This is a genomic window from Streptomyces sp. NPDC047453 (genome assembly GCF_040643155.1).
Lineage (GTDB): Bacteria > Actinomycetota > Actinomycetes > Streptomycetales > Streptomycetaceae > Streptomyces.
On the sequence record NZ_JBEYTS010000022.1, the window covers coordinates 68,334 to 81,197 of the forward strand.

15 protein-coding genes are annotated in these 12,864 nt (G+C 71.9%); 10 read left to right on the forward strand and 5 right to left on the reverse strand.

All coding sequences use genetic code 11. The annotated features are described in order from the left end of the window. Positions 1–102 precede the first annotated feature (102 nt). The 4 genes from leuC (at position 103) to ABZ818_RS20755 (ending at position 3,446) form a co-directional block, all read left to right on the forward strand. On the forward strand, positions 103–1,527 hold the full coding sequence (leuC, locus tag ABZ818_RS20740; protein WP_361416332.1) for a 3-isopropylmalate dehydratase large subunit: 1,425 nt from the start codon (positions 103–105) through the stop codon (positions 1,525–1,527). Positions 1,528–1,532: 5 nt separating this feature from the next. Continuing rightward, complete coding sequence (gene leuD / locus ABZ818_RS20745) at positions 1,533–2,126, forward strand: 3-isopropylmalate dehydratase small subunit (protein ID WP_361416334.1); 594 nt, start codon at positions 1,533–1,535, stop codon at positions 2,124–2,126. A 308-nt stretch (positions 2,127–2,434) separates the two neighbouring features. After that, a complete protein-coding gene (locus tag ABZ818_RS20750) occupies positions 2,435–2,665 on the forward strand; it encodes a hypothetical protein (protein ID WP_361416336.1) in 231 nt (76 codons plus the stop codon). Positions 2,666–2,801: 136 nt separating this feature from the next. Beyond that, on the forward strand, positions 2,802–3,446 hold the full coding sequence (locus ABZ818_RS20755) for an HU family DNA-binding protein (protein WP_361416338.1): 645 nt from the start codon (positions 2,802–2,804) through the stop codon (positions 3,444–3,446). A 130-nt stretch (positions 3,447–3,576) separates the two neighbouring features. Here ABZ818_RS20755 and ABZ818_RS20760 read toward each other — a convergent pair whose 3' ends face one another. Both ABZ818_RS20760 and cofC read right to left on the reverse strand, forming a co-directional pair. Then, entirely contained in the window at positions 3,577–3,780 is a 204-nt protein-coding gene (locus ABZ818_RS20760) for a hypothetical protein (RefSeq protein WP_141358005.1), read from the reverse strand. A gap of 9 nt (positions 3,781–3,789) precedes the next feature. Further along, a complete protein-coding gene (gene cofC, locus ABZ818_RS20765; RefSeq protein ID WP_361416341.1) occupies positions 3,790–4,428 on the reverse strand; it encodes a 2-phospho-L-lactate guanylyltransferase in 639 nt (212 codons plus the stop codon). Positions 4,429–4,627: 199 nt separating this feature from the next. On the opposite strand from cofC, the gene ABZ818_RS20770 reads away from it, so the two are divergent. The 3 genes from ABZ818_RS20770 to ABZ818_RS20780 all read left to right on the forward strand — a co-directional run bounded on the left by ABZ818_RS20770 (position 4,628) and on the right by ABZ818_RS20780 (position 7,723). Beyond that, positions 4,628–5,443 carry a lysophospholipid acyltransferase family protein gene (locus tag ABZ818_RS20770; protein WP_361416343.1) on the forward strand — a complete coding sequence of 272 codons (816 nt, stop codon included), beginning with the start codon at positions 4,628–4,630 and terminating at the stop codon, positions 5,441–5,443. After that, a complete protein-coding gene (locus tag ABZ818_RS20775) occupies positions 5,440–6,450 on the forward strand; it encodes an NAD(P)H-dependent glycerol-3-phosphate dehydrogenase (protein ID WP_361416345.1) in 1,011 nt (336 codons plus the stop codon). Before ABZ818_RS20770 ends, ABZ818_RS20775 begins: the two co-directional genes overlap by 4 nt. A gap of 115 nt (positions 6,451–6,565) precedes the next feature. Next, positions 6,566–7,723, forward strand: a complete 1,158-nt coding sequence (locus tag ABZ818_RS20780; RefSeq protein ID WP_361416347.1) for a D-alanine--D-alanine ligase family protein — start codon at positions 6,566–6,568, stop codon at positions 7,721–7,723. Positions 7,724–7,790: 67 nt separating this feature from the next. Here the strand turns inward: ABZ818_RS20780 and ABZ818_RS20785 are convergent, their stop codons facing one another. After that, the gene (locus tag ABZ818_RS20785; protein WP_361416349.1) at positions 7,791–8,273 is read right to left on the reverse strand and encodes a DUF3515 domain-containing protein; all 483 of its coding nucleotides are present in this window, start codon (positions 8,271–8,273) and stop codon (positions 7,791–7,793) included. A 20-nt stretch (positions 8,274–8,293) separates the two neighbouring features. Then, positions 8,294–8,527: an Lrp/AsnC ligand binding domain-containing protein gene (locus ABZ818_RS20790; RefSeq protein WP_003997603.1), complete on the reverse strand. Its 234-nt coding sequence runs from the start codon at positions 8,525–8,527 to the stop codon at positions 8,294–8,296. Positions 8,528–8,733: 206 nt separating this feature from the next. On the opposite strand from ABZ818_RS20790, the gene ABZ818_RS20795 reads away from it, so the two are divergent. Together ABZ818_RS20795 and thiD are read left to right on the forward strand one after the other, a co-directional pair. Further along, positions 8,734–9,699 (forward strand): thiamine-phosphate kinase, encoded by a 966-nt coding sequence (locus tag ABZ818_RS20795; protein WP_361416351.1) that lies wholly within the window; start codon positions 8,734–8,736, stop codon positions 9,697–9,699. After that, complete coding sequence (gene thiD / locus ABZ818_RS20800) at positions 9,696–10,526, forward strand: bifunctional hydroxymethylpyrimidine kinase/phosphomethylpyrimidine kinase (protein WP_361416353.1); 831 nt, start codon at positions 9,696–9,698, stop codon at positions 10,524–10,526. The genes ABZ818_RS20795 and thiD overlap by 4 nt, the downstream gene beginning before the upstream one ends. Before the next feature lie 154 nt (positions 10,527–10,680). Here thiD and rpmB read toward each other — a convergent pair whose 3' ends face one another. After that, positions 10,681–10,866 (reverse strand): 50S ribosomal protein L28, encoded by a 186-nt coding sequence (gene rpmB / locus ABZ818_RS20805; RefSeq protein WP_003993230.1) that lies wholly within the window; start codon positions 10,864–10,866, stop codon positions 10,681–10,683. A 273-nt stretch (positions 10,867–11,139) separates the two neighbouring features. Between rpmB and ABZ818_RS20810 the strand changes: the two genes are divergently transcribed. Continuing rightward, positions 11,140–12,864: a DAK2 domain-containing protein gene (locus ABZ818_RS20810; RefSeq protein ID WP_361416355.1), complete on the forward strand. Its 1,725-nt coding sequence runs from the start codon at positions 11,140–11,142 to the stop codon at positions 12,862–12,864.

The window sequence follows — 12,864 nt, forward strand, 5'->3', positions numbered from 1 at the left end:
CCGGCGGGCTCGGCGGCGGACGCCCGGAGGGGGGCGCGGGTGCCGCATCCTCAAGATCTCTAGTTGGGCCGGCGCCCTTGGCGCCCGGCCGGAGGGAAAGCGATGGGTAGGACACTCGCGGAGAAGGTCTGGGACGACCACGTCGTCCGGCGCGCCGAGGGCGAGCCCGACCTCCTCTTCATCGATCTGCACCTGCTGCACGAGGTGACCAGCCCCCAGGCCTTCGACGGCCTGCGCAAGAGCGGCCGCACCGTGCGCCGGCTCGACCTGACCATCGCGACCGAGGATCACAACACCCCGACCCTCGACATCGACAAGCCCATCGCGGACCCCGTCTCCCGCGTCCAGCTGGAGACGCTGCGCAAGAACTGCGCCGACTTCGGGGTGCGGCTGCACCCGCTGGGCGACGTAGAGCAGGGCGTCGTCCACGTGGTGGGACCGCAGCTGGGCCTGACCCAGCCGGGCACCACCGTGGTCTGCGGCGACTCGCACACCTCCACGCACGGCGCCTTCGGCGCGCTGGCGTTCGGCATCGGCACCTCCCAGGTCGAGCACGTGCTCGCCACCCAGACCCTGCCGATGGCCCGCCCGAAGACCATGGCGATCACGGTCGAGGGCGAACTGCCCGAGGGCGTCACGGCCAAGGACCTGATCCTGGCGATCATCGCGAGGATCGGCACCGGCGGCGGCCAGGGCTACGTCCTGGAGTACCGCGGCTCCGCCATCGAGAAGCTCTCGATGGAGGCCCGCATGACCATCTGCAACATGTCCATCGAGGCCGGCGCCCGCGCGGGCATGATCGCCCCCGACGAGACCACCTTCGCCTACCTCCAGGGCCGCCCGCACGCCCCCCAGGGCGAGGACTGGGACGCCGCCGTGGCGTACTGGAAGACCCTGCGCTCGGACGACGACGCCGCCTTCGACGCCGAGGTCGTCATCGACGCCGCCGCACTGTCCCCGTTCGTCACCTGGGGCACCAACCCCGGCCAGGGCGCGCCGCTTTCGGCCGCCGTCCCCGACCCGGCTTCGTACGAAGACGCATCGGAGCGCCTGTCCGCCGAAAAGGCCCTGGAATACATGGGGTTGGAGGCCGGACAGCCGCTGCGCTCCATCGGTGTGGACACCGTCTTCGTAGGCTCCTGCACCAACGGCCGCATCGAGGACCTGCGTGCGGCCGCCGAGATCCTGCGGAGCCGCAAAGTCGCCGACGGCGTACGGATGCTGGTCGTCCCGGGCTCCGCGCGCGTGGGTCTCCAGGCCGTCTCCGAGGGCCTGGACGTGGTCTTCAAGGAGGCCGGCGCCGAATGGCGGCACGCGGGCTGCTCGATGTGCCTGGGCATGAACCCCGACCAGCTCGCCCCCGGCGAGCGCTCCGCCTCCACCTCCAACCGCAACTTCGAGGGCAGGCAGGGCAAGGGCGGCCGCACGCACCTGGTCTCCCCGCAGGTCGCCGCGGCCACCGCGGTCCTCGGCCACCTGGCCTCCCCGGCCGACCTGTCCGACGCCCCCGCGCCCGCTGGAGTCTGAGAATCATGGAAGCCTTCACCACCCACACCGGCCGGGCCGTCCCGCTGCGCCGCAGCAACGTCGACACCGACCAGATCATCCCCGCCCACTGGCTCAAGAAGGTCACCCGCGACGGGTTCGAGGACGGGCTGTTCGAGGCCTGGCGCAAGGACCCCGAGTTCGTGCTCAACCGCCCGGAGCGCCACGGTGCCACGGTCCTGGTCGCCGGCCCCGACTTCGGTACAGGCTCCTCCCGCGAGCACGCCGTCTGGGCACTGCAGAACTACGGCTTCAAGACCGTGATCTCCTCCCGCTTCGCGGACATCTTCCGCGGCAACTCGCTGAAGAACGGTCTGCTGACCGTGGTCCTGGACCAGCAGGTCGTGGACGCGCTGTGGGAACTCACCGAGAAGGACCCCGAGGCCGAGGTGACCGTCGACCTGGTCGCCCGCGAGGTGCGCGCCGAGGGGATCACCGCATCCTTCGAGCTGGACGAGAACTCCCGCTGGCGGCTGCTGAACGGGCTGGACGACATCTCCATCACCCTCCAGGACGAGTCCGACATCGCCGCCTACGAGGCGAAGCGCCCGGCCTTCAAGCCGCGCACCCTGCCGGTCTGATCCACGGCCCCGGCCGATGATCGGCCGCCGAGCCGGACACCGCTCTCCGGCGCTGTGGCAAGTCGACTTTCGGCCACCGTACGACCCCGCTGTACCCCCGATCGAGGCGATCGGGGGTACAGCCGTTTTGGCGTCCGTACCACCCGGCGCGCCGCCGTCGGGGCACTCAACTTCCCACGTTAAGTGGGTTATTGCCGGGGTAGACGCGGTTCCGGACCCCGCCCGCCGCAGCCGCCCGGATGGCCGTCACAGGCGCCAGTTGCCCCCCAGCGCAGGCGACAACTCGCCCCAGATGGCACAATCTGTGCATGGACAACGACGGCCAACTCGAGCTCTATACGGCAGTCGCGGCCCAGCTCAAGGAAGCGCACGAAAGAGTGCGCGCACTGCAAGTCCCGGAGAGCGTACGGATGGCGCTGACCCGGAAGCTGCTGGTCATTACGGCCGCGGCCAAGCACGATCTCGCCGGTGCGACAAGGCGTCTGGAGAGGTTCACGGCAGACCTCGACCAGGGGCGAATCCCCGGCGAGGAAGGCTGAACAGCCCGAGGCCGTCGAGTCCGTTGCGGCACAAGGGTGATTAGCCCGTTTCGTGTTTGATTTGCGGTATATATCTGCCTAACGTGCGAAAACGCTTGAACACTTTCGTTCTGGCAAGGTCTCCGAAGGGGAAGACGTGAACAAGGCGCAGCTCGTAGAAGCGATTGCCGACAAGATGGGCGGCCGCCAGCAGGCTGCCGACGCCGTGGACGCGGTGCTGGACGCCGTCGTCCGCGCGGTCGTCGCGGGAGACCGGGTCTCGGTCACCGGCTTCGGGTCCTTCGAGAAGGTCGACCGTCCCGCCCGTTATGCGCGCAACCCGCAGACGGGTGAGCGGGTGCGGGTCAAGAAGACCTCCGTTCCCCGCTTCCGGGCCGGCCAGGGCTTCAAGGACCTGGTGAGCGGCTCGAAGAAGCTCCCGAAGCACGACATCGCGGTCAAGAAGGCGCCCAAGGGCAGCCTGTCCGGCCCGACCGCCACCATTGCCAAGGCCGCCGGCAAGAAGGCCGCGGCGAAGAAGGTCACCGCGGCGGCGAAGAAGACCGCCGCGAAGAAGACGACCGCGGCGGCGAAGAAGACCACGGCGGCCGCGAAGAAGACGACCCCGGCGGCGAAGAAGACCACGGCGGCCGCCAAGAAGACGACGGCCACGAAGGCCGCCGCCAAGAAGACCACGGCCAAGAAGGCGCCGGCGAAGAAGGTGACGGCCAAGAAGGCCCCCGCCAAGAAGTCGACCGCCCGCAAGACCACCGCCAAGAAGACCACCGCCCGCGGCAAGTAGCGGCGCAGGGTACTCACGCGCCGGGCCGGACTCCCGAGGGAGCCCGGCCCGCGGCGTGTTCGGGCACGCTCGGCCCGGTCCGCCCGGTGGGGAAGGCCTCACGCGCCGACCGGACGGTCTTCCTGCCTGCTCAGAAGGTCTGCAGCGTCACCAGGGTGATCCGCAGGCCGTTCCCCTCACCCTCGGTCTCGATCCGCACCCGCTGCCCCGGCCGCAGCAACCGCAGACCGCCCGCGTCGAACGCCGGCGCGTCGAAGGGCACCGGGGTCCCGTCGTCCAGGAGCACCTGTCCGCTGCGGCTTTCGGGGTCGTACGTGTAGGCGGTCGCGTGCATGACGGCAGCCTACTGTCCCGGGACCGGCAGTCGCGCGGCGGCGGCGGCCGTCCGCGGTCCCACTCCGAGGGCCAGCGCAGCCCGCAGGTCGTGCCCGGTGTCCACGTCCTGGCGTACGGATTCCACCGCCTGAAGGCACAGTTCCACCGCGCCGGACGCCCGGTGGCGGGCCCGGGAATCGGCGCCGAAAGCCGGGAGCAGCGGATGCCCGACGGACGCCGCAAGCAAAGTCGTGCCGATGGCCGCGGAATCCGCGAGAAATGCCCGCGGGAATTGTGCGGCCGCCTCCAGAACCCGGGCCAATTCCATGGGCCGCAGCGCGGGGAGATCGGCGTTCAGGGCCGCCACCGGACTTCGGGGGTGCGAGGCCCGTACCACCGCCGTTCCGTGCGCGAGCGCGGCGTTCAGACCGGCCCGCGGCTCGTCGGCGACGATCCGGGCGCCCAGCGCCGCCAGCTCCCGCCCGGCCTCGGCGTCGTCCGTGACGACCGCCACATCCGCCACCGCGGGGCAGGCCAGTGCGGCCGCCACCGTGTCCACGGCGAAGGCGAGGGCCAGGCCGGGGCGCACCCCGTCGCCCGCGGTGTCCGACAGCCTGCTCTTGGCCCGAGTCAGGGGCTTCAGGGGGATGACCAAGGTCCACTGCACCGGCGTTCCGCCCCTCTCGTGTGGTCGTCATTGTCTCCCGGAGTCCCCCCGGACCGTCCGAGGGGCCGGGAAGGGGAGGGGCGCGAGGCGCCTTCCAAGAGCGCTGTCCGGTGACGTGCGGGCGTACGGTGTTCTCGACAGACAGGCGGCCTGGGGCGACACTTGTGCGGCCCCCCAGGCCCTAGAGGAAGGTGTCCGCGTGCCCCGCCGCAGAATCGGCTTCTGGTATCGCTTCGCAGCGGTGATCTGCAAACCGCCACTGGTGGTTCTGATCAAGCGGGACTGGCGCGGAATGGAGAACATTCCGGCCGACGGCGGATTTATCACCGTGGTGAACCACAATTCGCACGTCGACCCCTTCGCGTACGCCCACTTTCAGTACAACACCGGCCGCGTGCCGCGATTCCTGGCGAAGAGCGGGCTTTTCAAGAAGGGATTGGTGGGCGCCGCGATGCGCGGCACCGGGCAGATCCCCGTCTACCGCGAGAGCACGGACGCGCTGAGCGCGTTCCGGGCCGCCATCGACGCCGTGGAGCGCGGCGAGTGCGTCGCGTTCTACCCCGAGGGCACCCTCACCCGCGACCCCGACGGCTGGCCGATGACCGGCAAGACCGGCGCCGCCCGGGTCGCCCTCCAGACCAAGTGCCCGGTGATTCCGGTCGCCCAGTGGGGGGCCAACGAACTGCTGCCGCCCTACGCCAAGAAGCCCCACCTGCTGCCCCGCAAGACCCACCACGTGCTGGCCGGACCGCCCGTGGACCTCTCGCGCTTCTACGACCAGGAGATGACCCCGGAACTGCTGAAGGAGGCGACCGAGGTCATCATGGCGGCCATCACCCGCCGACTGGAGGAGATCCGCGGCGAGAAGGCGCCCGCCGAGCCGTACGATCCGCGTCGGGAGCGGATCGAGCAGCGCCGCCGCACCGAGTCGCAGAACCAGGGCAGGACCGTGCCGGCCGCGCAGCGCGGGCCGGCCGTGCGGGAATCCGTACAGGAAGAGGGGCAGGGCACGTGAGCAAGCCGGTCAAGGTGGCCGTCTTCGGTACCGGATCGTGGGGCACCGCCTTCGGCATGGTCCTCGCCGACGCCGGTTGCGAGGTGACCCTGTGGGCCCGCCGCGCCGAACTCGTCGACGCGGTCAACTCCACCCGGACCAACCCCGACTACCTGCCCGGAGTCGAACTCCCGGAGAACCTGCGGGCCACGGCCGACGCCGCCGAGGCCGCCCGCGACGCCGACTTCACGGTGCTCGCCATCCCCTCGCAGACCATGCGGGCCAACCTCGCCGAATGGGCGCCGCTGCTCGCCCCGGACACGGTCCTCGTCTCCCTGATGAAGGGCGTCGAACTGGGCTCGGCCATGCGGATGAGCGAAGTCGTCGAGGACGTCGCCAAGGTCGGCGCCGACCGCGTCGCCGTCGTCACCGGGCCCAACCTGGCCCGGGAGATCGCCGCCCGCATGCCGGCCGCCGCCGTGGTCGCGTGCACCGACGAGGCGGTGGCCCGGCGGTTGCAGGCCGCCTGCCACACCCCGTACTTCCGGCCGTACACCAACACCGACGTGGTCGGCTGCGAACTCGGCGGCGCCGTCAAGAACGTGATCGGTCTGGCCGTCGGCATCGCGGACGGCATGGGGCTCGGCGACAACGCCAAGGGCTCGCTCATCACCCGCGGCCTCGCCGAGACCACCCGGCTGGGCATGGCCCTGGGCGCCGACCCGCTCACCTTCTCCGGACTCGCCGGTCTCGGCGACCTGGTGGCCACCTGCTCCTCGCCGCTGTCGCGCAACCACACCTTCGGCACCAACCTCGGCAAGGGCATGACCCTCCAGGAGACCATCGCGGTCACCAAGCAGACCGCCGAGGGCGTCAAGTCCTGTGAGTCGGTGCTGGATCTGGCCCGCCGGCACGGCGTCGACATGCCCATCACGGAGACCGTCGTCGGCATCGTGCACGAGGGCAAGCCGCCCGTGGTGGCCCTCCGGGAACTGATGTCGCGCAGCGCCAAGCCCGAACGCCGCTGAAACCGGCGCCGTTCGGCCGTCCGCATCACGTTGCGCGACCGTCCGTGCGACGCTGAGCTACGGTGCCCATGCGGGCACTGACGTCGTGGATACCAGCGGGTACTCTCATCGCGATATGAGCAGCGAGAACCTCCCCCAGAGCCCCGAGCAGCCGTCCCGCAAGCCCCGCGTGGCCGTCGTGTGCGGCGGCCGCAGCTCCGAACACGGGATCTCCGTGGTCACCGCGGGCGCGGTGCTGCGCGCCATCGACCGGACCAAGTACGAGGTCCTGCCGATCGGCATCACCCGCGACGGCCGCTGGGCGCTGACCGCCGACGAGCCGGAGCGCATGGCCATCACCGAGGGCCGCACCCCGAGCGTCGAGGAGCTCACCGACTCCGCCGAGGGCGGCGTGGTGCTCCCCGTCGACCCGGCCAACCGCGAAGTCGTCTACAGCGAGCCCGGTTCGGTGCCCAAGGCGCTCGGCGAGGTCGACGTGGTCTTCCCGGTGCTCCACGGCCCCTACGGCGAGGACGGCACCCTCCAGGGCCTCCTGGAGCTGTCCGGCGTGCCGTACGTGGGCTCGGGCGTGCTCGCCTCGGCCGTCGGCCAGGACAAGGAGTACATGAAGCGGGTGTTCACCTCCTTCGGGCTCAAGGTCGGCCCGTACGTGGTGATCCGGCCGCGCGAGTGGGCTCAGGACCCGTCCGCCGCCCGCAAGAAGATCGTCGACTTCGCAGGCGAGTACGGCTGGCCGCTGTTCGTGAAGCCCGCGCGCGCCGGTTCGTCGATCGGCATCACCAAGGTCGACGACCTCTCCGGCCTGGACGAGGCGGTCGAGGAGGCCCAGCGGCACGACCCGAAGGTGCTCGTGGAGGCCGCGCTGCGCGGCCGTGAGATCGAGTGCGGGGTGCTGGAGTTCGAGGACGGCCCGCGGGCCTCCGTGCCGGCCGAGATCCCGCCGCCCGAGGCGCACGCGTACTACGACTTCGAGGCCAAGTACATCGACTCCACGCCCGGCGTCGTGCCCGCCCCGCTGACCGACGAGGAGACCGCCGAGGTGCGGCGGCTCGCGGTGGAGGCGTTCGAGGCGGCCTCCTGCGAAGGCCTGGTCCGCGCGGACTTCTTCCTCACCGAGGACGGCGAGTTCGTGATCAACGAGATCAACACCATGCCCGGCTTCACGCCCATCTCGATGTACCCGCAGATGTGGCAGGCGAGCGGGATCAGCTACCCGGAACTGGTGGACCGGCTGATCCAGGCGGCGCTGCGCCGCTCGACGGGCCTGCGCTGAGGACGCGCGCCCAGGGGGCGGCGGGCGCCGGCAGGCGTCCAGGGCCCCCGCGGCGCGTGTCGGGCGCTCAGTCGGCGATCCCCTTGGGGATCGCCTTCTTCACGGCCGGGGCCAGATCGATCAGCGGCGCCACCCCGTGGTCCGTCCGCCCGGCGGGGATCGTCACCTCCACATAGGCAAGGCGCAGCGTGGTGGTGAAGCGGAACGACCCGTCCCCCTGCTTCTGCAGCAGCCAGCCCACGTCGTTCACCTCGGCCCCGTCGGCCTCCGGATCGTCCATCGCGGCGGGCCGCGGGACGCCGCAGCGCAGTATGATCGCCGGGCTTCCCCAGCCCGCGGTCAGCGCGGAGGCGGGCCGGGGGTCCTCGCGGCTCAGTCCGTCCACTTTCCCAGGCAGTTCCCTGTCCAGATTCCGGCACAGTTCGGCAACCGACGGCCGTGGGCTGGGAACCGCCACGGTGGCGCTGTCGTCGCTTGGGGAACAGCCCGCGGCGGTGATCAGCGCGGCGAGAACGGGCAGGCCGAGAAGCCGGTGACGGAAGAAGCTCACCGGCCAAGGGTAGACGGGGGCTACAGATGCACGACCGGGCAGGTCAGGGTGCGCGTGATGCCGTCCACCTGCTGGACTTTCGCGACCACCATGCGGCCCAGGTCGTCCACGGTGTCGGCTTGGGCGCGCACGATGACGTCGTACGGTCCCGTCACGTCCTCGGCCTGGATCACCCCAGGGATCTTGCTGATCGTCTCGGCGACGGTCGACGCCTTGCCGACCTCCGTCTGGATCAGGATGTACGCCTGTACCACGGAACCTCCAGGGCGGCCACGAGGATCATGTGGGGAAAAGGAACGCCACGGTATCGCGTCGTCACACGCCGTGGGGAGACCCGGGAAGACCGTGACGCACGCGCCGGGGTGCAGGTAGGACAGAAGTTGACGGTCACCTCGACCGTAGCGAGGACCGCGTTGAAGCGCGACTGGGAACGTACAGGGACAGAAGGGGCGAAAGGTCGATGAAGGGCACTGTTGGTGAGCTCGGGGAGTTCGGGCTCATCAGGGAGCTCACCTCCCGTCTCACCACCACCCCGGCGGTCCGGGTCGGCCCCGGCGACGACGCCGCGGTGGTCGCCGCCCCCGACCGCAGGGTCGTGGCGAGCACCGACATACTCCTGGAGGGGCGGCACTTCCGCCGGGACTGGTCCACGGCCTACGACGTGGGCCGCAAGGCGGCCGCCCAGAACCTCGCGGACATCGCCGCCATGGGCGCCGTGCCGACCGCGCTGCTGCTCGGCCTGGTCGTCCCCACCGAGCTCCCGGTCACCTGGCCCACCGAGCTGATGGACGGGCTGCGCGACGAGTGCCAGGTCGCCGGAGCCGCCGTCGTCGGAGGCGACGTGGTGCGCGGCGACACGATCATGGTGTCGATCACCGCGCTCGGTGATCTGCGCAACCACGAGCCCGTCACCCGCGCCGGCGCGCAACCCGGCGACCTGATCGCGGTGACCGGCTGGCTGGGCTGGTCAGCGGCCGGATACGCGGTGCTCTCCCGGGGCTTCCGCTCGCCCCGCGCCTTCGTCGAGGCCCACCGCCGCCCCGAGCCGCCGTACCACGCGGGCCCCGCGGCCGCCGGGCTCGGCGCCACCGCGATGTGCGACGTCAGCGACGGACTGATCGCCGATCTCGGGCACATCGCGGAGGCCAGCAAGGTCCACATCGACATCCGCTCCGGAGCCATAGACATCCCCTCGCAGATGAACGACATCGGGCAGGCCGTCGGCGTCGACCCGTTGCAGTGGGTGCTGACCGGGGGAGAGGACCACGCCATCGTGGCGGCCTTCCCCTCGGACGTGAAGCTGCCGGCCCGCTGGAAGGTGATCGGCGAAGTGCTCAGCCCCTCGGCCCTGCCCCAGGTCACGGTCGACGGCGCGCCGTGGACCAGCAAGGGCGGCTGGGACCACTTCGGGGACATCGAGTCATGACCGCCGCCCCTCCCCGGGTACTGACCGTCGCGGGCTCCGACTCCGGCGGCGGCGCCGGGATCCAGGCCGACCTGAAGACGATGCTCGCCCTCGGTGTGCACGGCATGAGCGTGATCACCGCGGTCACCGCGCAGAACTCCCTCGGCGTGCAGGGCGCGTGGGAACTGCCCGTGGAGGCGGTCCGGGCCCAGTACCGCAGCGTCGTGGACGACATCGGCGTCCAGGCGGTCAAGACCGGGATGCTGGCCTCGGCGGAACTGGCCGGGGCCGTCGCCGAATTGATCGCCGGGACCGACGCGCCCGCGGTCGTCGACCCGGTCGGCGTCTCCAAGCACGGCGACTCGCTCCTTGCCGCGTCCGCCCTTCGGGCCGTACGGACCAGGCTGCTGCCGGTGGCGACCGTGGCCACGCCGAACCTCGATGAGGTGGCCCAGCTGACCGGCGTCCGGGTCCGGACGGAGGAGCAGATGCGGGAGGCCGCGGAGGCGGTGCTGGCGTTCGGGCCGAAGTGGGTGCTGATCAAGGGCGGCCACCTCGCCGGGGAGGCCGGGCAGGGCGTCGGTGACCAGGCCGTGGACCTGCTCACCGACGGCGCCGAGGAGCACTGGCTGCGCGCCTCCCGGTACGACAACCGGCACACGCACGGCACCGGCTGCACCCTCGCCTCCGCGATCGCCTCGCAGCTGGCGAAGGGCGATTCCGTGCCGGAGGCAGTGGCGGCGTCCAAGGAGTACGTCACCGGGGCGATCGCGGCCGGCTTCGCGCTCGGCGGGGGGATCGGGCCCGTGGACCACGGGTGGGCCCTGCGCAGGTCTCGGGCGGGGTAGTCGCGCGGCCCGCGCACCGACGGGCGGTCCCGGTGCGCGGGTACGGCTTGTGCGGGCATGGCGTGCGAGGGTACGGCAAAAAGCCGGTCCACCGAGGTGGACCGGCTCAGTGCAGCGAACCAGCGGTGGCCGCGCGCTTAGCTGTTGCTGTGCGTCAGCGCGAGACCTTGCCGGCCTTGATGCACGAGGTGCAGGCGTTCACGCGCTTCGGCGTCCCGCCGACCACGGTACGCACACGCTGGATGTTCGGGTTCCAGCGACGGGACGTACGGCGGTGCGAGTGCGAGATGTTGTTGCCGAAGCCCGGCCCCTTGCCGCAGACGTCGCAGTTGGCAGCCACGGGTCACTCCAAAGACTTCAGATGCACTTACGGTTGATCCCGGCATGCCGGGATCAAGATCTCAGGCTCAGAGAATGCTCTTGAAACTTGAAATCCGAGTGGCGTTGCCAGGGGGAGAGCCCGATCAGGATCGGGCAACCGGAGCAGCATACAACGGCTGCGTCCGTAGGGCGAAACTACCATGGTGGCTCCGGGGCCCGCGCGGGCCCTCTTCCGTCCGGCACCGCCCCGGGGTCTACGCTGCGTCCAGTCCAGCAGCTCAGGGAGGCGCAGGTGGCGCAGGTGCCGCAGACGTTCGACGCGCCGGCGGTGCGCACCTGGTGCGGACTGGCGCTGCGGGCGCTGGGGCGCGCGCGCGAGGAGATCGACGCGATCAACGTCTACCCCGTGGCCGACGGGGACACCGGCACCAACCTGTATCTGACCGTGGAGTCCGCCGCGGCGGCGGTGGAGGCCGTGTTCGCCGCGCACGAGGTGGGCGGCGGGACCGGCGGGGCCGCCGGGACTTCCTTCGGCCCCTCCCTGGCCGACGCCGCGCGGGCGATGGCGCACGGCGCGCTGATCGGGGCCCGCGGCAACTCCGGGACGATCCTCGCCCAGCTGCTGCGCGGCATGGCCCAGGTGTTCGCCGCCGACGGTGACCGCGCGCACGCCGACGGGCGCGGCCTGTGCCTGGCCCTGCGCCGCGCGGCCGACTCCGCCCGGCAGGCCGTGGCACATCCGATGGAGGGCACGGTCCTGTCGGTGGCCTCGGCCGCCGCGGACGCGGCCACCGGGGCGGAGGGAGACTGCGGGACGGTCGCGCTGGCCGCCTACGAGGGAGCGTGCGCGGCCCTCGCCGCGACCCCCGGCCAGCTGGCGGTCCTGGAGCGTGCCGGGGTGGTCGACGCGGGCGGGCGGGGGCTGGTGGCGGTCCTCGCGGCCCTGGTGGAGACGTTCACGGGACGGACGCCGGAGCAGGGCGCGTCCCCCTCGGCAGCCGCGGTGGCGGCTGACGGCCGGCCGGTCGTGCCTCACGCGCGCGTGTCCGCCGCCGAGGACGACGGGCCCGGCACCTGCGCGCCGCCCGCGAGCGGTCCCGCCTTCGAGGTGATCTACCTGCTGGACGCCGAGGACGCGGCCGTCGCCCGGCTGCGCGAGCGGCTCGACGGGCTCGGGGACTCCCTCGTCGTGGTCGGCGGCGACGGCCTGTGGAACGTGCACGTGCACGTCGACGACGCCGGAGCCGCCGTGGAGGCGGGCGTGGAGGCCGGGCGGCCGCACCGGATCCGGATCACGCACTTCGGCGCCGGTGACGCGCACACCGGCGGGTCCGGGCGGCCGCACCGGGAGCGGGCCCAGCGCGCCGTGGTGGCCGTCGTGCCCGGCGAGGGCCTGGCCGGGCTCTACACCGAGGCCGGGGCGACCGCGGTGCTCGCCCGGCCCGGGGAGCAGCTCGCGAGCGGGGAGCTCGTCGAGGCCGTACGGCGGGCACACGCGCGCGAGGTGGTCCTGCTGCCCAACGACCCCGAACTGCGCCACACCGCGTCCGCCGCAGCCGAGCAGGCCCGCGGGGAGGGCGTCCGCGTCGCCCTGATCCCGACCCGCTCGGCCGTGCAGGGCATCGCCGCCCTCGCCGTGCACGAGCCGGGGCGCCGCTTCGACGAGGACGTCGTCGCCATGACCTCGGCGGCAGGGGCGACCCGGCACGCCGAGGTCGCCGTCGCGGAACGCCAGTCCTGGACCACGGCCGGCATCTGCCAGGCCGGTGACGTCCTCGGCCTCATCGACGGCGACGTGGCCGTGATCGGTTCGGACGTCGCGGCCACCGCCGAGACCGTCCTGGACCGCATGCTCTCGGCCGGCGGCGAACTGGTCACCCTCGTCCTCGGCGACGAGGCCCCCGACTCGATCGCAGACCGCCTCCAGACCCGCGTCCGCGAGACCTACCTCGCCGTCGACACGGTGGTCTACCAGGGCGGCCGGCAGGGGGCGCTGCTGCTCATCGGGGTGGAGTGA

Excerpts from the sequence above, each read along its gene's own strand:
- leuC (WP_361416332.1), top strand. The coding sequence starts at position 103 with ATGGGTAGGACACTCGCGGAGAAGGTCTGGGACGACCACGTCGTCCGG.
- leuD (WP_361416334.1), top strand. The coding sequence starts at position 1,533 with ATGGAAGCCTTCACCACCCACACCGGCCGGGCCGTCCCGCTGCGCCGC.
- ABZ818_RS20760 (WP_141358005.1), bottom strand. The coding sequence starts at position 3,780 with ATGCACGCGACCGCCTACACGTACGACCCCGAAAGCCGCAGCGGACAG.
- thiD (WP_361416353.1), top strand. The coding sequence starts at position 9,696 with ATGACCGCCGCCCCTCCCCGGGTACTGACCGTCGCGGGCTCCGACTCC.
- ABZ818_RS20795 (WP_361416351.1), top strand. The coding sequence starts at position 8,734 with ATGAAGGGCACTGTTGGTGAGCTCGGGGAGTTCGGGCTCATCAGGGAG.
- ABZ818_RS20750 (WP_361416336.1), top strand. The coding sequence starts at position 2,435 with ATGGACAACGACGGCCAACTCGAGCTCTATACGGCAGTCGCGGCCCAG.
- ABZ818_RS20780 (WP_361416347.1), top strand. The coding sequence starts at position 6,566 with ATGAGCAGCGAGAACCTCCCCCAGAGCCCCGAGCAGCCGTCCCGCAAG.